Annotated in this window: 20 protein-coding genes, 1 tRNA gene and 1 pseudogene; 15 read left to right on the forward strand and 7 right to left on the reverse strand. The window is 43.0% G+C overall.

All coding sequences use genetic code 11. The features are described from left to right. The first annotated feature begins 226 nt into the window (after positions 1-226). Complete coding sequence (locus tag JZY04_RS00195; protein ID WP_122143024.1) at positions 227-1,495, forward strand: MFS transporter; 1,269 nt, start codon at positions 227-229, stop codon at positions 1,493-1,495. 53 nt (positions 1,496-1,548) lie between these two features. Next, positions 1,549-2,547: a glycoside hydrolase family 130 protein gene (locus JZY04_RS00200; protein WP_005776041.1), complete on the forward strand. Its 999-nt coding sequence runs from the start codon at positions 1,549-1,551 to the stop codon at positions 2,545-2,547. A gap of 81 nt (positions 2,548-2,628) precedes the next feature. Here the strand turns inward: JZY04_RS00200 and JZY04_RS00205 are convergent, their stop codons facing one another. Further along, positions 2,629-3,102: a Dps family protein gene (locus JZY04_RS00205; RefSeq protein ID WP_032540676.1), complete on the reverse strand. Its 474-nt coding sequence runs from the start codon at positions 3,100-3,102 to the stop codon at positions 2,629-2,631. 140 nt (positions 3,103-3,242) lie between these two features. Here JZY04_RS00205 and JZY04_RS00210 point away from each other — a divergent pair, with 140 nt between their 5' ends. Next, the gene (locus JZY04_RS00210) at positions 3,243-4,169 is read left to right on the forward strand and encodes a hydrogen peroxide-inducible genes activator (protein WP_122143069.1); all 927 of its coding nucleotides are present in this window, start codon (positions 3,243-3,245) and stop codon (positions 4,167-4,169) included. Between the two features lie 103 nt (positions 4,170-4,272). On the opposite strand, the gene JZY04_RS00215 is transcribed toward JZY04_RS00210, so the two are convergent. Beyond that, on the reverse strand, positions 4,273-5,028 hold the full coding sequence (locus JZY04_RS00215) for a NigD-like protein (RefSeq protein ID WP_122143025.1): 756 nt from the start codon (positions 5,026-5,028) through the stop codon (positions 4,273-4,275). A 189-nt stretch (positions 5,029-5,217) separates the two neighbouring features. Here JZY04_RS00215 and JZY04_RS00220 point away from each other — a divergent pair, with 189 nt between their 5' ends. Together JZY04_RS00220 and JZY04_RS00225 are read left to right on the forward strand one after the other, a co-directional pair. After that, positions 5,218-5,766: an RNA polymerase sigma factor gene (locus JZY04_RS00220; protein ID WP_122143026.1), complete on the forward strand. Its 549-nt coding sequence runs from the start codon at positions 5,218-5,220 to the stop codon at positions 5,764-5,766. Positions 5,767-5,819: 53 nt separating this feature from the next. Beyond that, the gene (locus JZY04_RS00225; RefSeq protein ID WP_032540727.1) at positions 5,820-7,079 is read left to right on the forward strand and encodes an outer membrane beta-barrel protein; all 1,260 of its coding nucleotides are present in this window, start codon (positions 5,820-5,822) and stop codon (positions 7,077-7,079) included. A gap of 192 nt (positions 7,080-7,271) precedes the next feature. Here the strand turns inward: JZY04_RS00225 and pflA are convergent, their stop codons facing one another. Continuing rightward, a complete protein-coding gene (pflA, locus tag JZY04_RS00230) occupies positions 7,272-7,997 on the reverse strand; it encodes a pyruvate formate-lyase-activating protein (protein ID WP_022011845.1) in 726 nt (241 codons plus the stop codon). A 4-nt stretch (positions 7,998-8,001) separates the two neighbouring features. Beyond that, positions 8,002-10,230, reverse strand: coding sequence for a formate C-acetyltransferase (pflB, locus tag JZY04_RS00235; RefSeq protein ID WP_005776049.1), 2,229 nt, complete (start codon positions 10,228-10,230; stop codon positions 8,002-8,004). A 247-nt stretch (positions 10,231-10,477) separates the two neighbouring features. On the opposite strand from pflB, the gene JZY04_RS00240 reads away from it, so the two are divergent. Next, positions 10,478-10,562 (forward strand) — tRNA-Ser (locus JZY04_RS00240). A 298-nt stretch (positions 10,563-10,860) separates the two neighbouring features. Then, positions 10,861-11,052 (forward strand): annotated as a pseudogene (locus tag JZY04_RS00245) (Arm DNA-binding domain-containing protein); the annotation flags it as partial. Positions 11,053-11,252: 200 nt separating this feature from the next. Here the strand turns inward: JZY04_RS00245 and JZY04_RS00250 are convergent. Further along, positions 11,253-11,441 (reverse strand): hypothetical protein, encoded by a 189-nt coding sequence (locus JZY04_RS00250; protein WP_122143027.1) that lies wholly within the window; start codon positions 11,439-11,441, stop codon positions 11,253-11,255. Positions 11,442-11,449: 8 nt separating this feature from the next. Beyond that, a complete protein-coding gene (locus JZY04_RS00255) occupies positions 11,450-11,821 on the reverse strand; it encodes a hypothetical protein (protein ID WP_122143028.1) in 372 nt (123 codons plus the stop codon). 501 nt (positions 11,822-12,322) lie between these two features. Here JZY04_RS00255 and JZY04_RS00260 point away from each other — a divergent pair. Further along, positions 12,323-12,475, forward strand: coding sequence for a hypothetical protein (locus JZY04_RS00260; RefSeq protein WP_122143029.1), 153 nt, complete (start codon positions 12,323-12,325; stop codon positions 12,473-12,475). Between the two features lie 96 nt (positions 12,476-12,571). Here JZY04_RS00260 and JZY04_RS00265 read toward each other — a convergent pair whose 3' ends face one another. Next, the gene (locus JZY04_RS00265) at positions 12,572-13,843 is read right to left on the reverse strand and encodes a pyridoxal phosphate-dependent aminotransferase family protein (protein ID WP_122143030.1); all 1,272 of its coding nucleotides are present in this window, start codon (positions 13,841-13,843) and stop codon (positions 12,572-12,574) included. Positions 13,844-14,187: 344 nt separating this feature from the next. Between JZY04_RS00265 and JZY04_RS00270 the strand changes: the two genes are divergently transcribed. From JZY04_RS00270 to tssD (JZY04_RS00300), 7 genes are all read left to right on the forward strand, one after another. Next, positions 14,188-14,928 (forward strand): TetR/AcrR family transcriptional regulator, encoded by a 741-nt coding sequence (locus tag JZY04_RS00270; protein WP_181996461.1) that lies wholly within the window; start codon positions 14,188-14,190, stop codon positions 14,926-14,928. 440 nt (positions 14,929-15,368) lie between these two features. Then, positions 15,369-15,758: a type VI secretion system tube protein TssD gene (gene tssD, locus JZY04_RS00275; protein ID WP_005787106.1), complete on the forward strand. Its 390-nt coding sequence runs from the start codon at positions 15,369-15,371 to the stop codon at positions 15,756-15,758. Between the two features lie 89 nt (positions 15,759-15,847). Beyond that, the gene (locus JZY04_RS00280; protein ID WP_005787103.1) at positions 15,848-16,297 is read left to right on the forward strand and encodes a hypothetical protein; all 450 of its coding nucleotides are present in this window, start codon (positions 15,848-15,850) and stop codon (positions 16,295-16,297) included. 15 nt (positions 16,298-16,312) lie between these two features. Continuing rightward, on the forward strand, positions 16,313-17,692 hold the full coding sequence (locus JZY04_RS00285) for a DUF5458 family protein (RefSeq protein ID WP_122143032.1): 1,380 nt from the start codon (positions 16,313-16,315) through the stop codon (positions 17,690-17,692). 12 nt (positions 17,693-17,704) lie between these two features. After that, complete coding sequence (locus JZY04_RS00290) at positions 17,705-20,191, forward strand: ATP-dependent Clp protease ATP-binding subunit (RefSeq protein WP_122143033.1); 2,487 nt, start codon at positions 17,705-17,707, stop codon at positions 20,189-20,191. A gap of 12 nt (positions 20,192-20,203) precedes the next feature. Next, positions 20,204-20,632, forward strand: a complete 429-nt coding sequence (tssD, locus tag JZY04_RS00295) for a type VI secretion system tube protein TssD (protein ID WP_122143034.1) — start codon at positions 20,204-20,206, stop codon at positions 20,630-20,632. 26 nt (positions 20,633-20,658) lie between these two features. Next, complete coding sequence (gene tssD, locus JZY04_RS00300; protein WP_005787094.1) at positions 20,659-21,066, forward strand: type VI secretion system tube protein TssD; 408 nt, start codon at positions 20,659-20,661, stop codon at positions 21,064-21,066. The last annotated feature ends 10 nt before the right edge of the window (positions 21,067-21,076 follow it).

Consider the following 21,076-nt stretch of genomic DNA (forward strand, 5'->3'; position numbering starts at 1 on the left):
AAGGGGGAGAAGCATCGGGGCCATGGGGTTTCGGTGCTTCTTTTGTGTACTTCATCCCGACAGAGCAAAAAAAAGAACCGGTAAGGATTAGTGATTTTGTGAAGTCAGTTGTATTATTATATAGTGAATGCAACTTCTTGTCGTAATTTTGGGCTATGTTTTTAATATCCCCTATCTTTGCTTACTGGAATTGTTAACCGATGGAATTATTATAAAAAACTAACTGATGAATAAAAAGCCGATAAGCCCTGTATGTTGGGTGCCTACTGTTTACTTTGCGATGGGATTGCCGTTTGTGGCCCTTTCGATGGTTTCTGTCCTTATGTTTTCCGATATGGAGGTGTCGAATGCACAGATTGCTTTCTGGACTTCTCTCATTATGCTTCCCTGGACATTGAAGCCTTTATGGAGTCCGTTTCTGGAGATGTTTAAGACGAAGAAGTACTTTGTTGTCGCTACAGAAATCATTACCGGACTGGCATTTGCGTTGGTGGCACTTTCGCTGCCGTTGCCCGATTTTTTTCGTTATGCCATCGCTCTGATGGGGATCATTGCTCTCAGTGGTGCGACTCATGACATTGCGGGTGACGGAGTATACCTGACGGAGCTGACTGCTACCCAGCAAGCCAAGTATATCGGTTGGCAGGGAGCTTTTTATAATCTGGCCAAGATACTTGCCAACGGAGGCTTGGTTTGGCTGGCAGGTATGCTGAAGGATGAATTTGGAGTGGTACATGCCTGGATGATTGTGATGTTGATGTGTGCGGGTATTATGATTTTGATCGGGCTTTACCACATTCGGATTCTGCCTTCGGGAGGAGGTGCTTCCGGTGAAGTAAATACGGTGAGAGATGCATTGAACGTGCTTTGGGAAGTCATTCGTTCTTTTTTCCAAAAAAAACATATTGCTTTCTACATTGTCTTTATCATTTTGTACCGATTTGCCGAAGGATACGCCCTGAAGATTGTACCGTTGTTCCTGAAAGCACCGGTTGCAGATGGCGGATTGGGGCTTAGTACTCAGGACATCGGATTGGTATACGGTACGTTCGGAGCAGGAGCATTTATCCTCGGTTCGCTCTTGGCGGGTTATTACATTTCGGCTTACGGACTTCGGAAGACCTTGTTTTCTTTGTGTTGCGCTTTTAATATTCCGTTTTTGGTATACTTACTGTTGGCACTTTACCAACCCTCTAACCTGTTGATTATCGGTACGACCATTGTATTTGAATATTTGGGGTACGGATTTGGTTTCGTCGGATTAATGCTCTTTATGATGCAGCAAGTAGCCCCCGGCAAACACCAGATGGCACATTATGCTTTTGCCACCGGTATCATGAATTTAGGAGTAATGCTTCCGGGGATGATGAGCGGATATCTGAGCGACTGGCTGGGTTATCGTGATTTCTTTGTCTGGGTGCTGATCGCTACCATACCGGCTTTTGTCGTCACTTGGTTAGTACCTTTTACGTATCCGGACGGAAAGAAGAAATAAAAGAGAATTTCAATATAAACGAGATATATACATAATATTAATTTAATCGAATCATGGAAGAATTTAAAATTGCAGGTGCTGCTTTGCCGGCCATGCCTTGGGAAGAACGTCCGGCAGGATGTAAAGATGTAGTGTGGCGTTGTTCGGCAAATCCGATTATTCCGCGCGACTTGCTCCCTACTTCAAACAGTATATTCAACAGTGCCGTAGTCCCGTTTAAGGATGGCTATGCAGGAGTGTTTCGTTGTGATGATACCAACCGTCGCATGCGTCTGCATGTGGGGTTCAGTAAAGATGCCGTTCGTTGGGACATCAATGAAGAGCCGTTGAAGTTTCAATGTGATGATGCGGAGATCGGGAACTGGGTTTATGGATATGATCCCAGGGTTTGCTTCATTGAGGACCGCTATTATGTGACTTGGTGCAACGGTTATCATGGTCCTACTATTGGTGTTGCTTATACCTATGACTTTGTAACGTTCCATCAGCTGGAAAACGCCTTTATTCCTTTTAACCGGAATGGAGTTTTGTTTCCTCGTAAGATAAACGGCCGTTTTGCCATGTTGAGTCGTCCGAGCGACAATGGACATACTCCTTTCGGAGATATTTTTTATAGTGAATCTCCCGATATGGAATTTTGGGGACGCCATCGTCATGTAATGTCTCCGGCTCCGTTTGAAGACAGTGCCTGGCAGTGCACCAAGATCGGTGCAGGACCTATTCCGATTGAAACATCAGAAGGCTGGTTGCTGATCTATCACGGTGTATTAGCTTCATGCAATGGTTTTGTGTATAGTTTCGGTTCCGCATTGCTTGACCTTGATGAACCCTGGAAAGTAAAATTCCGTTCGGGGCCTTACTTGATTTCACCCCAGAAAGAGTACGAATGCATGGGCGATGTGCCTAATGTCTGCTTCCCGTGCGCAGCGCTTCATGATTCGGAGACCGGACGAATTGCTATCTATTACGGATGTGCAGATACGGTGACGGGACTTGCATTCGGATATATTCCGGAAATTATAGAATTTACAAAACGTACAAGTATCATCTGAATCGGATAAAAGAGAAAGGGTGCAGCCATCCCGCCGGGATGGCTGCACCCTTTAGATAAAAGGGCGTAACCCTGTTTGGAGTTATCCGTTGTATGCTGTCAGCATCCAAACCATTTTCTCCTGTTCCTTCAGGTAGTCGCTCATCATAGCCACTGTTACCTCATCGTTGTGTGAAGAGGCGAGAGACAGGACTTTACGCTCTTCTGCTATCAGATACCCGTAAGTTTCAAGAATATGATTCAACGCGTCATCGGCTTTGCTCACTCCGTCCACTTCCTTGATTTGTGCCATCTTCAGGTAGTCACTGTACTTATTGGCAGGAGTTCCTCCCAGCATCAATATGCGTTCGGCAATTTCGTCCACCTTTTCGGCAGCTCCGTTATAGAGATCTTCGAATTTACCGTGCAGTACGAAGAAACCGTGTCCTTTGATATTCCAATGAAATCCTCTTAAGTTTGCATAGTGAATTTGAAAATCGGCAAGTAATTGCTGCAATGATACTACGATGTTGTTAGCTCCCTTTTCATCCAAATGTGTATAATTTAAAGTTTTCATAATGCTATTGTTTTTTTGAGTTAATACTATATATCTTCTTTTTATCTGGAACAAAGATACGGCACAAAATGATTCGTGTCAAACTGAAAATTTCTATCTTTGCATTGATAGATTCTATATCTTTAATAAATCAGAGAACGATGACTATACAACAATTGGAATATATTCTGGCCGTCGATCAGTTCCGGCACTTTGCAAAAGCTGCCGAGTATTGCCGGGTAACGCAACCTACTTTGAGTGCGATGATCCAGAAACTGGAGGAAGAATTGGGAGTGAAGCTGTTCGACCGCAGTATGACTCCGGTCTGTCCCACTTCCATCGGTAAGAAGGTGCTGGAACAGGCACGCAAAATCCTTTCGGAAACTACCTGCGTCAAGGAGATTATCAATGAGGAACAGCATTCTTTGTCCGGTACGTTCCGGCTGGCCGTATTGCCTACGATTGCACCTTATCTTTTGCCCCGTTTTTTTCCGCAACTGATGGAGAAATACTCCGATCTTGATATACGGGTTATGGAAATGAAAACACCGGATATCCGCAAGGCTTTGCTGACCGGTGAAGCAGATGCCGCTATCATTGCCAGTCTGCTGGATGATGCTGCATTAACAGAGGAGACTTTGTTTTATGAGCAGTTCTTCGGTTACGTTTCGAAAAAGGAACCATTGTTCAAACACGATGTGATTCGTACGTCCGACGTGACCGGAGAGCGGCTTTGGCTTCTTGATGAAGGACATTGTTTTCGCGATCAGTTGGTCCGTTTCTGCCAGATGGAAGCGGTAAAGGTCAGCCAAATGGCCTATCGCTTGGGCAGTATGGAGACTTTTATGCATATGGTGGAGAGCGGTAAGGGCATTACATTTATTCCGGAGCTGGCAGTGATGCAACTGAGCGAAGAACAGAAGGAACTGGTCCGTCCGTTTGCCATCCCAAGGCCCACTCGCCAGATTGTCCTGGTTACACGAAAAGACTTTATCCGTACCAGCCTGCTGCAAGTATTGAAAGAAGAGATCCAGGCAGCAGTCCCCAAAGAGATGCTTACTTTACAGGCTGTTCAGTGCCTGGTATAAAAAAAACAGCGGCGATATTTTCACAAACATCGCCGCTTTATTTCTTTTATATATCAGAATTATTCTTAGTTTTGTCAAATTTGTGCAGGTGTCTTCTGTTGTTTTATTGAGAATGAAATGATTTTATTTTTAAGTTCTTATCTTCATTGATATCTATTGTGATATACTGTATGTTGTCATAAATCGTGTTTACACGGAGCTTTATTCCTTTTGCTGTCGGCAACAGATCGGCTATATTGGCCAGTTTGAAGGAGACGAGGCTTGAACCCAGTTTACTGGGAGAGTCGTCAAAGGCGTTATGCCTGAATTCCAGACAGATATATCCGTCGTCTTCAACAGGACCTGTAATTTCGTTTTGTACCAGATTCAGCATGTGCTTTTTATTCTCGTCCATACTGCCCAGATACTGGTATTCGATGGTGAGATAATCCTTTGTAAGTGCATGCGCCGTGACGTTGATGCGGTCGTCTCCAATGCTGTCCGCCGTTGCTTCCGTCAGCGGGATGATATCCTTTGTCAGTATATCTTCTATCGTGAATATCTTACCGTTTTCATATCCGGGTTTTTCTTCTCCTTCCATCTTCACGTAACCCACAAAAACCCTCTGTCCTTCTGCGACGGTGTATTTCCAGTTGCGAATATCGGCCGTATCTGCGGGGAATACGTTATTTCCATTGTCCAGGGCAATAAAAAAATCCCTCGGGGTGTCCGCATTGGGAATTTTCATTGTACCGATGGCCAGTATTCCACCCGGAGGACAAGTGACCCAATAATCATTGTCTTCATTGTCCAGACAAGACTGCAGGATGGGCATTAGTGCCAGAATGAGGGTAAAAGTAACTAATTTAAATCTTCTCATAAGTTCCTGTTGGTTTTAGTATCCTATTTATTCATTGAGATTTATTCTTCGCTGTATTGAAGAAATGCGGGGAGCCGTGAAATATTGCATCGTAAAATGTTAAAGAAACAAAAGTGATAAAAGAGTTGTTCTCTCAGTGCAGTATTTCTATCTTTGCTGCATTTATAAGGTAAACACGTGTTTAGGAGAATGAATGAATTAGAGCTGTCGGAACGTTGCAGGCAGGGAGATAATCGTGCCCGCAAAGAACTTTATGAGCAGTACGCAGGACGCATGCTTGGTGTCTGTCTTCGTTATGCCGGAGACAGAGACATGGCACAGGACTTGGTACACGACGGTTTCCTGAAAATTTTCGACTCCTTCGACAAGTTTACCTGGCGGGGTGAAGGCTCTCTTAGAGCATGGATGGAGCGTGTAATGGTGAATACGGCTTTACAGTTCTTAAGAAAGAACGATGTGATGAACCAAACCATGGCACTGGATGAAGTTCCCGAAACTTATGACGAACCCGATGCTTCGGCTGTCGAAGCGATTCCTCAGAAAGTGCTGATGCAATTTATTAGCGAACTCCCCGCCGGATATCGTACCGTATTCAACTTATACACCTTTGAAGATAAGTCGCACAAGGAAATCGCACAGATGTTGGGGATTAATGAAAAATCTTCGGCTTCACAACTTTTTCGGGCAAAGAGTGTATTAGCCAAGAAAGTAAAGGAATGGTTGATGATCAACGGTTGACGTATGTCTTCGGACACCAAGTGAACCCGGGATTTCTAAAATAGAATAGAATGATGAAAGAAAACGAAAAATGGATAAAGGCATTCAAAGAGAAGCTCGAGGATTATTCCGAGCCGATACCTGCTTCCGGTTGGGAACGACTGGAAAAGGAGCTGATGCCCGTAACCGAAAGACGAATATATCCGTACCGCCGATGGGCCGTTGCCGCGGCTGCCGTAGTGTTGGTGGTGACGACTGCTGTAAGTTTGTATTTCCTGAATAGTCCGGTCGCAGATGAAATTCGCTATGCGACGGCTCCTTCATTGGCTGTCAATCCGGATATATTGCCGGAACCGGCTTTACCGGATGTACAGGTCGCCGTGTCCGAGCCAATGAAGCCGGCGGGAGGGACAGACGTGAGTTCCGCTTCTGGATATTTGGCGAAAGGGAATGATCCAAAGATCACTCCGGAAGCCTTTCCGGGGGCAGAGAAACATCCGGAGGCTGTGGTGGCGGAGAAGCCTGCCGAATCACAGTCTGAAGCAACTGCTGTAACGGAGAAAAAAGAGAGTACTGCGTCACAAATAGAAAAAAGGAAAGAGGCCCGGAGGCCATCCGGTAAAGACAAATACCAGTTGCCTATTGAGAGTTCTTCTGCAAAGCGGAATGGAAAATGGTCGATGGGAGTAGGGGTAGGCAATGGGGGAGGACTTCCGACGAATGGTTCGGAAAGTTTTGCACCCCGTCCAATGAGCAACAGGGTAGACCTGATGACAATTATGAATGGGGCCGTGAATATTCCCGCAGATCAGGAAGTTGTCTTTGAAGGGGGAGTTCCTTATCTGAAGTCCAGTACGACTACTGTGATGGATTATGAACATCATCAGCCGGTAAGTTTCGGATTGTCCGTACGTAAATCCCTTCCGAAAGGTTTCTCCGTAGAAACCGGATTGACTTATACGTTGTTGTCTTCCGATGTCAAGCGACAGGGAGATAACAAGATGCAGACTCAGAAACTGCATTATATCGGTATCCCGGTACGCGGAAACTGGAATTTCCTGGAAAAGAAATACTTTACGCTTTATGTATCTGCCGGTGGAATGGTTGAGAAATGCGTATATGGAAAACTGGCGGGCGATAAGGTGAATGTGAAACCTTTGCAATTTTCTGTAGCAGGTGCAGTAGGAGCTCAGTTCAATGCAACGGAGCATGTGGGATTTTATGTGGAACCGGGAGTTTCGTATTTCTTTGACGATGGTTCGAAAATACAGACTATCCGAAAAGAAACACCTTGTAATTTTAATTTGCAGGCAGGATTGCGGTTCACTTATTAAAGTAAGGCAGATGTAAGCCGGAGTGGCGGTGGCGTTTGAACAGAGTGGCGGTGGCATTTAATCGGAATGCCGGTGGCACTTCATTAGAATGGCGGTGGCTCTCTGGAGTGATAAAAAAATAAAGGGGATGGGGCTGTGTCTTCTGTGTTGAAAAGACTCTTGATACACTCTCATCCCCTTCTTAATGATAAGCTAATTTACTTGTACTGTCCGGAAGTATTGCCTGAATAATTTTTCGGCCTTTTCTATTTGCTCCGGAGTGTTTTCTTTCACTCCTTTCAAGAGATATTCTTTGTCCATCGCTTCGTATTTATGAACTCCTAAAGTATGATAAGGCAATATCTCTACACGCTGAATCATCCGGTACGTTCCAAGATGTTCTCCCAACTGCCGGATATCGTCTTCGAAGTCGCTGTAACCGGGCACTAATACATAGCGCAGCCAGAATGGCTTTTGATTGGCTTCGAGCCAGGCGGCGGTTTTCAGTGTTTGTTCGTTACTTCTTCCGGTCAGAGACTGGTGGTGTTCCGGATTGAACTCTTTGATATCCAATAAAACCAAATCAGTCAACCCCAAGAGTTCTTCAACATCATTGTTCCACAGTCCGCCGTTGGTGTCGAGGCAGATGTGGATTCCAGCTTCCTTCAGTCTTTTAAAAAGTGGGATAAGAGCTTTCGCCTGAAAAGTGGGTTCTCCACCGGAGAAAGTTATTCCTCCTTTCTTACCGAAAAAAGCTTTTTGGCTGACAGCCATGCGGACAATTTCATCCGGATGGGTTGGCGTACCTCCTTTGGCTTCGATTGTGTCCGGATTGGCACAATACAGGCACCGGAAGTTACACCCCTGAAGGAAAACGACGAGCCGGAGACCCGGCCCGTCGAATGTTCCCATTGACTCGTATGAGTGTACGTTTATCATTCAATTACATTCTTTCGTGGAAACTTCGGCTGATAACTTCCAGCTGGTGTTCGCGGCTCAGCTTCACGAAGTTGACGGCATATCCTGAAACGCGGATAGTCAGTTGTGGATACTTTTCGGGATGTTCCATTGCATCCTGTAGCATTTCACGGTTCAGTACGTTCACGTTCAGGTGGTGTGCGCCTTTGGTGAAATATCCGTCCATCATGGTCACCAGGTTGTCGATACGATCCTCTTGAGTTGCGCCTAATGATTTCGGAACGATAGAGAATGTGTTACTGATGCCATCCTGTGAATCACGGTAGCGCAACTTAGCTACTGAACTGAGCGAAGCAATCGCACCATTCTTGTCACGTCCGTGCATGGGGTTGGCACCCGGTGCAAAGGCGATGCCTTTGGCACGTCCGTCGGGAGTGGCACCTGTTTTCTTGCCATACATCACGTTCGAAGTGATGGTCAGCAACGAGAGGGTAGGACGGGCATTCTTGTATACCGGGAGTTTCTTCAGTTCTTCGCTGAAGAAGTATACCAGGTCTACACCCAAGTGGTCTACACGGTCATCATCGTTACCGAAGCAGGGAAAAGCGCCTTCGATATCGAATCCTTCAGTCAGGCCGATGTCATTGCGGCGCGCTTTCACATGCGCATATTTGATGGCAGACAGTGAATCGATAGCGATTGAAAGTCCGGCTACACCATAAGCAAGGTTAATGCGCGGATCAGTATCTACAAAAGCCATCTGAGCCTTTTCGTAATAATACTTATCGTGCATATAGTGGATGATGTTCATAGCCTCGTTATATACACGGGCAATCTGTACCAATACCTTTTTATAGTTGGCCATTACTTCTTCGAACTTCAGCGTTTCGCCTGTCAATACAGGGATGTCTTTTACCATGACAGTGCCTGTGTTTTCGCAACGTCCTCCGTTGATTGCCAGCAATAATGCTTTTGCAAGGTTGGCACGGGCGCCGAAGAACTGAATTTGCTTTCCGATTTCTTGGTAAGAAACACAACAAGCGATACCGTAATCGTCCGATTGGCGGACCTCACGCATCAGGTCATCGTTTTCGTACTGTACGGATGAAGTATCAATGGATACTTGTGCACAGAATGCCTTGAAACCTTCCGGCAGTTCAGGACTCCATAGTACAGTCATGTTAGGTTCCGGTGACGGACCTAAGTTGTAGAGTGTCTGTAAGAAACGGAAAGATGTTTTAGTGACCTTTGTACGCCCGTCGTTGAAACGTCCTCCGATGGATTCGGTTACCCATGTCGGGTCACCTGCAAAAATATCGTTGTACGACTGCATACGCAAGTGACGTACCATACGGAGTTTGATAACAAACTGGTCGATCAACTCCTGAGCGAATGTTTCCGTAATAGTTCCCTGGCTCAGTTCATATTCCAGATAGATATCGAGGAATGAAGACACGTTACCCAATGACATAGCAGCACCATCCTGCTCTTTTACAGCAGCCAGATAAGCCATGTACACCCATTGTACGGCTTCTTGTGCGGTATATGCCGGGCGGCTGAGATCCAGACCGTAGTATTCACCCAACACCTTGATTTCTTTCAGTGCCTTGATCTGTTCGGCCACCTCTTCGCGGAGACGAATGCGGGCTTCTGTCATCGGACCTGTAAGATTATGGAGGTCCTCTTTCTTGGCTTCGATCAGACGGTCGAGACCATAAAGGGCAAGGCGGCGATAGTCACCGATGATACGTCCGCGTGCATAATTATCAGGAAGCCCGGTCAGGAATCCCAAAGAACGGAATGAACGGATTTCATCAGTGTATACATCGAATACTCCGTCGTTGTGTGTCTTGCGGTAATGAGTGAAGATATCCTTTACTCTATCATCCACCTCTACTCCGTTTTCACGGCAAGCCTTCATTACTACATTAATTCCGCCGAACGGTTTGATGGCACGTTTCAGTACCTGATCGGTTTGTAATCCGACGATCAGTTCGTTCTCTTTATCGATATAGCCGGCAGGGTGGGAGGTTATAGTAGATACTGTAGTGTAATCAAGTGCGCGAATTCCATTGTTGTTTCTCTCTTCTTCGAGAGCTTTGAGACAGTTGTTCCAGACAGCCTTAGTGCGTTCAGTAGGTCCTTGCAGGAAAGAAGCATCCCCTTCGTAAGGAGTAATGTTGTTACTGACGAAATCTCTGACGTTGATTTCCTTGCTCCAAAGTCCATCTTTAAAGGTCTTATTCAATTCCATAAAATTAATCAGTTAGTGGTTAGTTATCCTTTAGAGCGTGCAAATTTACGATCTTTTTTCGGTTTAGGGATATAAAAGGTTCCTATTTTATGTTGAATAGCATAAAAATACCTACTTATAGGGAGGTTGTGTTCCTCTCTGTTGAAGTACTCTTTCCAAATATTTTTTGCGGAAAAATTTGCAGATTTGAAAATGATTCGTACCTTTGCAGCGCTTTAAGAGAAAAGCACTATTGAAAAGTAGTTTTGGAGAGGTGGCAGAGTGGTCGATTGCGGCGGTCTTGAAAACCGTTGTACTGCGAGGTACCCGGGGTTCGAATCCCTGTCTCTCCGCAGAACCCCAAAGACAAAAAGGGGTCAAAGTATGACAAATCCCGTAAAATCAAGGTTTTACGGGATTTTTTATTTCTCTTCTCGGACATCCGAAATACACAGAAAAGCCCTGTTTAGACAGAGTACCGTTACTAAATCGTTACTGAAAATTGACGGTTGATTTTAGTGACGATTTTTAGGGTAGTCTCTGATTTGTTGTCTGTTGTCTTTAATATGTCTGCTCGTAACTCAATTATTAATCATTTCTTTGCCACTAAAAGTTTTTACCCTCGGCAAAAAGGCAGAAAAAGGAGGTATTATGAGCAAGAGTGCATTCAAGATTCTTTTCTACATTCGGAAGGATCAAGTAAACAAAGAAGGCAAGTCGGGAATCATGATCCGTTTGACTGTCAATGGCGAAATCGTACAATTCAGCTCCAACTTGGATGTAGTGCCGGAGTTGTGGGATGTCAATACGTAAAGAATGGCGGGCAATTCCTTGAAAGCATGCTAACTCAATTTCCTGTTGGACGATGTGCGGGCGACATTTCGGGTCTGTCAAACGTGATGCTAAAATTTGGGAGGATTTCTTGAAAGGCATGGGGATTCCTTTTGAAATGCCCCATCTGAAAAATGGTCGGACGAAAGTCGATGATACAGAGTTTTGTAGGATATTCGGAGTATATACAGGTTTGAGGATAGACATTCTCTCTATCTACGCTTATCCTTATTCAGTTGTTCTCTTATTTTATTAATACCAGGTGTGCCCGTAATTTCATATCCTAAATTTCGATAGAATTTTAAACGTAATTCATACTCTTCATTTTCCGATTGTTTTACGTCTTCCTGAATGATTTCTGCTCCAAGTTTTTCTGCAATGTCTTCTATGTAATAAATCATTTCACTTCCTAAACCTCGGTTACGGTAATCAAATACTGCAAGAAGGGAATCAAGATAAAATATGTTTTCTCAGTGAATATACTTTTGTAACAGATACGGCATTCAGCGATTGTTGCTTTCCATTTAAAATCAGGCAGTACCAGATGCAATACAAAGTCTATATTTTTTATATAAAGGCCTTTGTCTGTTATCGTAAAGGAGACTACGTATGCTATCTTGTTCCTTTGTCTGTAAACTCCTTCGCTGATTTTCTTCAACTCAGCCATGATAGCTTCACACTTAGATATATGGGTTTGTAAAACCGTGATTTGCAACATTTGCTTATGGGATACCTTACTCAACTGTTCATATTTCTCTTTGTAATATCGAGTATTATGCATTCTTTTATACCTCCATCGCTCCCGAAGTTCTTGTAACTTGTAACAGGCTTCACTGCACAAATCCAGGAAACTACATGAATCTCCCTGTTAGTCCTTCATATAAAAACGGTAGTTCGCCAGTTTAAGAGTTCTTATTTCTCTTAAATTATATCAAAAATAAGTGTTTGATAACAGCAGGTTCTTCTTCAAATTAGGTGGTAAGTTTTCTTTTACTCATGGAATCTAATTCCGTTTTCGGAAGTGTAAGCCCTCGTTTATAGTTGACAAAAAAGCAAGTATCCCGGCTTTCCCCCGAAGAGTCCATCCATGAGGTGAAGAAGCAAATTTAAAAATAAACCATCTGAAAATCAATATCTTTAAAAAGTAAGATTTCTATCCTCAAAAGCTTTGTTTTAACACAGAGTTAAAGTTTGATCTTTGGATGTGAATAACAAGTTCTTTAAATGCAAAAGCCTTATTATTTGCGCATAAGAACCTGACAACCTGTAAAAGGCGTTAACAATGTTAATTGAAGAAAGGGATAAGGATGAAGATACCGGTTCAGACGGCGCAAACTCACTTCCGAAACTTGAGTTATCTTATTCAGCCGGTGTCTGTTTTTTCTTATTAAAGCAAGCAAAAAGGATAATTATCAACTTGAAAATAAAGAAATAAAGAATTTACCACCAAATTTGAAGAAGAACTTAACAGCAGTTGTATCAATATGAAGATACAGCCGCTGTATATTTGCATGGAAACATGCCGTTCTTCTCAGATAAGTTCATATTTTTTGCCTATTTCATGGAAGGCGTTTATCAGCCTGTCACAGTCTTCAAGCGTATGTGACGACATCACGCCAATTCTAATTCGGCACATATTAGGAGGTACAACCGGAGGAAATATGGCATTGGTAAATATATCCCTGTCATAAAGTTCCTTTGTTATCCGGGTCAATATGTATTCGTTTCCTACAATAACAGGAATAATAGGTGTGATCGAGTTCAAAGTATTAAAGCCAATTGCTTTCAATCCGTTTCTTACATATTCAGCATTCTGTTTCAGTGCATTCTGAATATCCGTATTACGCATCTCTTTGATTACTTCAAGGGATGCCGCACATATACTCTGGGGTAAAGAGGTGGAATACATGTTACTACGAGCATAAACTCTCAGGTAATCAATAATGTTTTGTTTGGCAGTTATAAAGCCTCCTATCGCCCCTATTGCTTTACTGAGCGTTCCTGTAACGATTATATTTTCGCGCTCTTTTATGCCGTAATAGCTTAGCGTTCCGGCTCCGTCTTTCCCAATTACTCCCGTGGCATGGGCATCATCTATTAAAAGCAATGCATTATATTTCTTCACAATCTCTAGGATAGCCGGAATATCGGCAATATCTCCATCCATACTAAATACTCCGTCGGTTACCACCATCATGCCATCTTTGTATTGCCCGACATTTTCTTTTAATATTTTTTCGAGTGCTTTAGGGTCATTATGCTTATATCTTACCATTTTGGCGCCAGACATAAGAGCTCCGTCAATTAAACTGGCATGGTTGAGTCTGTCATATACCAGCAAGTTGTTAGGGCGTATCAATCCTACTATCACACCTATATTGGCAGTGAAGCCGGAAGAGAATAATATAGTGTCATCAAAACCGGTCAGCTTGGCTATCTCTTTTTCCAATTCATTTTGGAATATTGTCGTTCCACTCAATAGTGGAACCCCGCCACTTCCTATTCCATAGTCAGTTGTTACATGAACCGCTTTTTCTACTACTGACGGCATGCCGGTAGCATCCAAATAACTATTGGAACCGAACATCAGCATTTTCTTTACTTTATTAGTTTTTCTATCAACAACCTCGACCTCCCTGCCGCAACCGGAAACCATCGGGGATTTGACGTAGATGTGTAGCGAGTTCTCTTCGTGTAGTTGGAGTTCTTTTTGGAAATTGGAAACTTTCTCCATAATACTGCCACCGGGGCTATTCTTACATATCGAATAGTCAATTTTGAACCCAGATATGTTCTCTTTCATTTTAGTATTTATACGTTATAAATTTGTTTGCAAAGATAATGACAAAAATAAAATAAGCAAATTAAATAGTCTATAATTAAATTGCTAAAACAACTACTTGCTAATATTTGAATTACTTGTTTGTTGCTTGTAAGACGTAAAATACCTATATTTGCAACATATCTCTTGTTTATACAAAACAAACATGTGGGGGAGAATCAAACTGTTGGATAAACAAACATAAGCCTTCTTTGAACTACCCAACCGATTCTTTAGGGATGAAATGTTATTGGAGGGAACAAAAAATACCTCCCGACTTTTGGTGATTAAATTTTTTATTATTTAATAAGTACTATATAATAATGATGGGACAGGGGGATAAAAAAACTCGCATAAGGAGAACCAATGAGCAATTGGATAAGGAGGTGATATCTGAATTTGAAAAGCTTGTAGGTGAACTTGGTTTTGGAAACGTCAATTTGAGTGCCTTAATGAAAGCTGCTGACTTAGAGGCTAATGTATTTTATAGAAGATACGGTTCGATGGATAATCTTTATGATAGACTGGCCAAACAATACGACTTCTGGATCAATAATACTATTGATATTTCCACGCTTAATACGTTGGGACCTAAAAAGTTTTTTGCAGAAACGTTCAAAATATTGTTCAGGAATCTGTCAGAGAACAGTGTGATGCAAAAGCTGCTGCTTTACGAAATGACGACTATTAATAGTACCACAAAGAGATCTGCGGAAACACGGGATGTTATGAACTTAAGCTTAATAACATTTTACGAAAATCTTTTTGCGTCTGCGAAAATCAATATTAAAAGTATTGCGTCAATCCTAATAGGAGGAATTTATTATCTGATATTACATAGAGAGTGTGCTAAAATCTGCACGATAGACTATAAGACTAAGGAAGGAGAAAATGCTTTTTCAGAAGGAATCGACTTTTTAGCTGATATTATTTTTGATAGGTTGGAGATGTATGACAGAGATAAAAAGGCAATCCGGCAAATGATATCGGATGGTATAAGTGAATCCAAAATATGTAAGTATATGGGTATCAATAAAAATGACCTGAAAACATTGCTTTCGGAATAATCGCAGGAGACTATATGGGCAGGTGCTTAAGGAAATTCTGAAATTTTACGGCCTTCCTAATTTAGCAATATACTTAATGGCAATATCCATACGTAAAGACGAAGGTATTGCCATTATTCTTTTCATATAATGCAATCTCAATAATCGCCTTCATGTTTTCAATAAGATTCTAAATAGGTGTATATGCGTCTTTTTATCAATCAGTTATACTTCTTTAATTATAATTTCTCTCAATAATAGATTTCATTATTTGTTTATGAATATATAATTATTAGAAAATATATTTCGTTTTTTAAGCAAACTATTTTTCGTATATTGTTTTTGTTATATATTTGCATGCTGAGGACTATATAGAAGCCATGCACTTTTATAATGAAATGAAATCGTAGTTTTCTTGTAGTCTGTATTAAACAAATTATTAACATTTAAACTCCTAAAACATGGCATTTAGAGCAACCTTAAGCTTTGCAGGAAAAGAGTTTGATGTGCTGGATTGCACGTACAGTCTCAAGAGAGATGTGGATTCCAAAGGACGCCCATCTTCAAACATTTATGGCGGACAAATTCGTCTGCATGTGGAATCGACTGATGATACTTCGATTCTGGAGAACATGACCAATCAGTTTAAACCTCATTCCGGCAGCATCGTCTTCAAAAAAGGAGATGAAGAAGCCAAGATGAAGGAACTTACCTGGGAAAACGGATACATTACCGAATTTACCGAAAACATCGACATTGTCGGCTCACAGCCGATGACTATCACTTTTGTCGTATCGGCTCAGGTAATCAAGATTGGTGGCGCACAATTTGAACAGAATTGGCCGAAGTAATCATTTAGTATTCATGTAGGTAACAGAAGCCATCTGCTGTTTTTTTTAATATGTGGATGGCTTCTGTAGCTTAAAAACAAAAAAGACAAATGGCAATACTTGAATATGGAATTGGTGGTAATGAAGTGAAAGTTGATACTTCCGAAGCCATCGCAAACATTCCGGAGAATCGCTCCCTCATAGTTGAACAGTTAACTGCTGACGAACCTGTAACTCCTGAAGCGGTCAAAGGCTTAAGCACTATCGAAGAGGTGTTTGCGCACTTCTTACCCAACATTGATGTTGAATTTGAAAATGAAGAAGGGCAACCGGTAAAAGAAAACTTTAGATTTAGCTCAGTGGCGGACTTCAGTGTGAAGAATATGACACAGAATAGTCCATTCCTCCATAAGTTGGATACGGAGAAAACATTCTACGAGGGGATGGTGACACAATTGCGCTCTAATAAAGTTCTACAACGGGTGTTGGAGAATCCGGAATCCAAAAAGGCGTTTATCAGCGCACTGGAGGCATTGAGTAACGAATTAAAGACCGAATAAAAGACAATAAGAACTATGGAAGATAATAAAAATAAGTCTGAAGTTCAGGCGCAAGAAACCGTTCAAGTTTCCTATAAAGAGAAAAACGGGGAATCCTCTCTGGCTTCGGCACTGGATGTGTTGTCCAGATTCGGCGGTTTCAATTTTCTGGAATCAACAGTAGATGGTGTTCAGAACCTGAACCCCGAGCGTAAGGCACGCAAAAAGATATTCTTAACCGATGAACAGAAGCAAGAAGAACGGGAAGTGCTGAAGAATAAGATAGATATGTGGATCGACCTGCTGAACTCATCATCGGCAGTGACGGAAATGATTGCCACTTCTAAAGCTAAATCGGAAGCTGCCGCATCGCATCTTGCCAAAAGCCAATTGGTGGCAGTGCAGAGTGTGAGGAATATGGAACAGGCATACCGTGGAGTGATGTTGTTCTATAAGAATACGGAAGCGGACAAAGTGAACAACGTGACGATAGTCAATGCTTCCAAAGAACAACTGACCGACCTCGACAATCCCCGCTTCATTGATTTCGTTGCCCGCGAACTGAAACAGAACTATGACAAGTTGGATTTACGTCAAAATTACTCACTGTTAGCCATTCCGGGCTATCTTGGTTCGAATAAGGTGCTTGAAAAATGGGCGAAAATCGCTTATGAAAATAAAGTGATGCTCTATACAGACTTTGCCGACCTTGATAAGCCGGAAGATGTGGTGGAACTGTTCTCTTCCTCCAATATGGCAAGTGGGGAGGCCTTCAAAAGCAATACCTGCATGACCTGCAACTGGCTGGTGGGACGTGCCGGATACCGGGAAATCGGTGAAGAGGAAGACCTCCATGTTTCTCCGTCTATTGCTTTGATGGGTAAAGTTTACACCACTCTGATGTCTCAGGTAACTGCCGGTAAGAAGTATGGCGGCATTAATGAAATAGATGCGGTGGTATTCCCGTTGAAGAAAAGCGAAATCTCACAACTGGAGAAAATGGGTTTAATTCCGATGGTTAATGAATATGGTAAAGTGATGGCGTTCTCCGCAAAGACATTGTTCAACGGTGACAATCTGGGATTGCAAACTTATTCTGTGGTACGTGTATTCGACTATATTACCAAGGTGTTGTTTGATTTCCTGAACCGCCGTTCGTTCGAGAACTGGAGCTCTAAAACCGAACGTGACCTGAGAGGGCAGATTGTACAGTATCTTGATAGTGTACAGGGAGCCGGCCGCCTTATCGAAAAATTCAAGATAATCCGTTTCGAGCAAGACCAAAAGCAGAAGGACCGTATTTATCTGGATATTCACATGACTCCGTTCTTCCCTGCCAAGAGCTTTGTTATCAAGTTGGACGGCACGAAAGGTGATGATGGTACAAACTGGAATACAAATTACGAACAGGCGTAATAAGAATAAAATATGGATTTTTTGAACATCAATGAAACAGTTCAGAGCGTAATCCGAATATCAAAAGGTGTCGCCCGTGAGTATGGCAATGCCAGCTATGCTCCGGCACACCTTTTGTTTGCCTTGATGCACAAAGAGGTAGGTCTGCGTTCGTTTGTCGAATCGTTGGGTAAGGACGCCGATTACTTGCGCGAATGGGCGGAGGTAAGAATAGAGGAGTACCCCAAGGCTGCCGGCGCAGGCGAGATAATGCCCGATCCGAAAGTTAACGAACTGTTTGAGCAAGCCGATAATGTACGAATCAAGTGGGGACTGCTGGAAATCAATCCACTTTGCCTGCTGGCAGCCATTGCTACACCCGAAGCAGGTTTCAGTACGGACGAGTTGCGCTCGTTCCCTATTCGGGAGCGTGAGATACATGACCTCTTCACGAGCGGAATGGGTAATATGAAAAAATCCGTAAGTACGCAGACTGACCTTCCGGGGAGTGAAGCCCCCCTATGGACAGCCGGGGCGGGCAATTTAGATAAGTACTGTACGGATAAGACTGCTCTTGCGGCAGACAAGAAAGTATATCCTATCGTGTGCCGTGACCGTGAGACACGCATGATGATGGAAATTCTGGGGCGGATGGGTAAGCCCAACGTGCTCATCATCGGCGATGCCGGTGTGGGTAAGACTGCCTTGGTAGACGGTTTGGCATGCAGCATCATTGAGGGTACAGTTCCCCAATATCTAAAGGACATGACTATTTATGAGCTTGACACAGGAACACTGATTGCGGGTGCTACCTACAAAGGCGAGATAGAAGAACGGCTGAAAGGAATCATCAAAGAATTGTCGGCTCACGGCAATGCGATTCTCTTCATTGATGAAATACATACGCTGATCGACCCCAAGTCGGGCAACAGCGGAGCGGCAAGCATCCTGAAGCCGGAGCTTGCCAAAGGAAATATAACGGTAATCGGAGTCACTACGGTGGACGAATACCGTAAACTAATTGAACCGGACCATGCCCTTAACCGGCGTTTTGAAGTATTGCAAGTATCGGAACCTGACCTTGCATCCACCGTAAATATGATACAGGCAGCTTTGGAAAGATATGAAAGCTACCACGGTGTGGGGGTAGATGTAGATTCGTTGCCGGAATGCGTGGCACTCGCCAAGCGTTATGTCAAGGAACGCCGTTTGCCGGATGCCGCTATTGATTTGATAGACCGTACCCTCTCTGCGGTTAAGATGATTAACCAGAGCGGGGAAAAAGATATAAAGGGACTGGCAGAGCAGCTTGCCGCGATTGAAGCGGCGGAAGACCAGCCCGAAGCGGAGCGCACGGAGAAGTTGCGGTTAGTCAATTTCACCATGAAGAACCGGTTAAGCCCTATCCTTCTGGGAATGCTCTCCGATGGACAGAATGAATCGGAGTCATCAGACTACGGTGAATGGATGGATTATATTTTAGGTGTACTTGACCGATTGCGTGAATTGACCAAAGAGAAAATCGGGAAAATCACTTCCCATGAAGTGGCAGCCGTTATTTCTTCTTCTACAGGTATCCCTATCGGCAAGATAGAATCCGGAGAGAAAGAAAAGTTACTCAACATGGAAGATATTCTGCGTCGTAGAGTGGTGGGACAGGATAATGCGCTGAAGGTATTGACAGATGCCATTGTCGAATCACGAAGTGGAATGAACAAACCGGGACAACCGATTGGCTCATTCTTCCTGCTGGGACCTACCGGAACCGGTAAGACTGAATTGGCAAAAGCATTGGCAGAAGCACTTTTCAATGACGAAAAGGCGATGATTCGTTTTGATATGTCAGAATTTAAGGAAGAACATTCGGCAGCCCTGCTATTGGGAGCGCCTCCGGGATACGTGGGCTACGAAGAAGGTGGCGTACTCGTGAACCGGATACGCCGTCAGCCTTACGCGGTGGTGCTTTTCGATGAGATAGAGAAGGCCCATTCTTCCGTTTATGACATCTTCCTGCAAATCATGGACGAAGGCAAGCTACACGACCGTTTGGGCAAAGAGGGTGATTTTTCCAATTCTATCGTACTGTTTACATCCAATGTAGGTAGCGAATGGCTTAGCAAGCAGATTAATGAGGGCAAGAATCCTTCTACCACTGACCTGATGGAAGTCATGGGCAGTTATTTCCGTCCGGAGTTTCTTGCCCGTTTGTCGGAAATCGTGCCTTTCTCTCCTATTAACGAAACAATGCTGGTTCGTATCTTTGAGATACAGTTAAAGGGAGTTATAGCATTGCTTGAGAAGCAACATATTGACATTGAGATTACGGAGAAGGCAAAGAACCTGCTCGCTACCCGTGGCTTCACTCCAAAATACGGAGCTCGGCAAGTGGCAGGTACGATACGTAACTATATCCGCCGTCCTATCTCAAAGATGATTGTTGCAGGGACATTGGCGGCAGGTAATACGGTTGTTGTTGATGTGGCGGATAATGGAGATATTGATTGGAATGTGAAATGGTAAAATGAAGATACTATGTTTGGACATAAAAGTTTTTTGAGGATAGGTGCTTTGGGCGATTCCAGTATTTCGGGATTGTACAAAGACAGTTATGAACTTGAAAATTGCCATTTCAGTTTTAATCAGGGAACGAACACGGATGGCAAACCGCAAACTGATGTACGAGGTGGAACCTTGTACCTGACTTATGCCGGTTTACCGCAAGATGATATGCTCCACTGGATACTGAACTCTAAAAAATATGAAGACGGTGCAATTGTAATATGCGATGACAGTGATGAACCTTTGGAAAAGATTTTATTTGAGCAGGCAGCCTGTACTGGATTGAATATTGAATATACGCAAAAAGGAAAAGCCTATATACATACTAAAATTATTCTCCAAGTACGAAAAATAAAGGTAGGTGAGACAACGTTTGAAAATCGTTGGACTATTAACGAATGAGTTTTTGACTATTAAAAATAAACGGTATGGAATTATTTAGTTTTCTACAAGTAGACAGCGACTTAACAGCATGGTTTATCCTTGATGGTCAGGAATATGAAATGAGCCATTTCGATATAAATTTCGCTCAATCTGTCGACCATAAAGGGCAACCGCAAGATGAAGTACGTGGTGGTATCATGTCCATTACATTGTCACAAACGCTTCCTGAAAACATTTACAGATGGGGAATGACATCCATTCCCAAAAATGGGTCTGTGATTTTTAAATCAAAGACAACAAATCCTCCCTTGAAAATTAATTTTATTAACGCATATTGTATACGATTCAATCGAAGTATAGCCAACGAAGGAGGGTTAGAAAGTCAACTGGTAATATCACCTGATGAGATGTTAATAAACGGAATTAGCTTTGACAATCATTGGGTTAAATAATCTGCAATAA

Source organism: Bacteroides sp. 11BF, from assembly GCF_019633765.1.
Taxonomy (GTDB): domain Bacteria; phylum Bacteroidota; class Bacteroidia; order Bacteroidales; family Bacteroidaceae; genus Bacteroides; species Bacteroides hominis.

Bases quoted from the DNA above. Each gene is read 5' to 3' on its own strand.
- pflB (WP_005776049.1), bottom strand. From the start codon at position 10,230: ATGGAATTGAATAAGACCTTTAAAGATGGACTTTGGAGCAAGGAAATC.
- JZY04_RS00195 (WP_122143024.1), top strand. From the start codon at position 227: ATGAATAAAAAGCCGATAAGCCCTGTATGTTGGGTGCCTACTGTTTAC.
- tssD (WP_122143034.1), top strand. From the start codon at position 20,204: ATGTTTGGACATAAAAGTTTTTTGAGGATAGGTGCTTTGGGCGATTCC.
- JZY04_RS00255 (WP_122143028.1), bottom strand. From the start codon at position 11,821: ATGCATAATACTCGATATTACAAAGAGAAATATGAACAGTTGAGTAAG.
- JZY04_RS00210 (WP_122143069.1), top strand. From the start codon at position 3,243: ATGACTATACAACAATTGGAATATATTCTGGCCGTCGATCAGTTCCGG.
- tssD (WP_005787094.1), top strand. From the start codon at position 20,659: ATGGAATTATTTAGTTTTCTACAAGTAGACAGCGACTTAACAGCATGG.
- pflA (WP_022011845.1), bottom strand. From the start codon at position 7,997: ATGATAAACGTACACTCATACGAGTCAATGGGAACATTCGACGGGCCG.
- JZY04_RS00260 (WP_122143029.1), top strand. From the start codon at position 12,323: ATGTTAATTGAAGAAAGGGATAAGGATGAAGATACCGGTTCAGACGGC.
- JZY04_RS00280 (WP_005787103.1), top strand. From the start codon at position 15,848: ATGGCAATACTTGAATATGGAATTGGTGGTAATGAAGTGAAAGTTGAT.
- JZY04_RS00205 (WP_032540676.1), bottom strand. From the start codon at position 3,102: ATGAAAACTTTAAATTATACACATTTGGATGAAAAGGGAGCTAACAAC.
- JZY04_RS00215 (WP_122143025.1), bottom strand. From the start codon at position 5,028: ATGAGAAGATTTAAATTAGTTACTTTTACCCTCATTCTGGCACTAATG.
- JZY04_RS00220 (WP_122143026.1), top strand. From the start codon at position 5,218: ATGAATGAATTAGAGCTGTCGGAACGTTGCAGGCAGGGAGATAATCGT.
- JZY04_RS00265 (WP_122143030.1), bottom strand. From the start codon at position 13,843: ATGAAAGAGAACATATCTGGGTTCAAAATTGACTATTCGATATGTAAG.
- JZY04_RS00200 (WP_005776041.1), top strand. From the start codon at position 1,549: ATGGAAGAATTTAAAATTGCAGGTGCTGCTTTGCCGGCCATGCCTTGG.
- JZY04_RS00285 (WP_122143032.1), top strand. From the start codon at position 16,313: ATGGAAGATAATAAAAATAAGTCTGAAGTTCAGGCGCAAGAAACCGTT.
- JZY04_RS00250 (WP_122143027.1), bottom strand. From the start codon at position 11,441: ATGATTTATTACATAGAAGACATTGCAGAAAAACTTGGAGCAGAAATC.
- JZY04_RS00290 (WP_122143033.1), top strand. From the start codon at position 17,705: ATGGATTTTTTGAACATCAATGAAACAGTTCAGAGCGTAATCCGAATA.
- JZY04_RS00225 (WP_032540727.1), top strand. From the start codon at position 5,820: ATGAAAGAAAACGAAAAATGGATAAAGGCATTCAAAGAGAAGCTCGAG.
- tssD (WP_005787106.1), top strand. From the start codon at position 15,369: ATGGCATTTAGAGCAACCTTAAGCTTTGCAGGAAAAGAGTTTGATGTG.
- JZY04_RS00270 (WP_181996461.1), top strand. From the start codon at position 14,188: ATGGGACAGGGGGATAAAAAAACTCGCATAAGGAGAACCAATGAGCAA.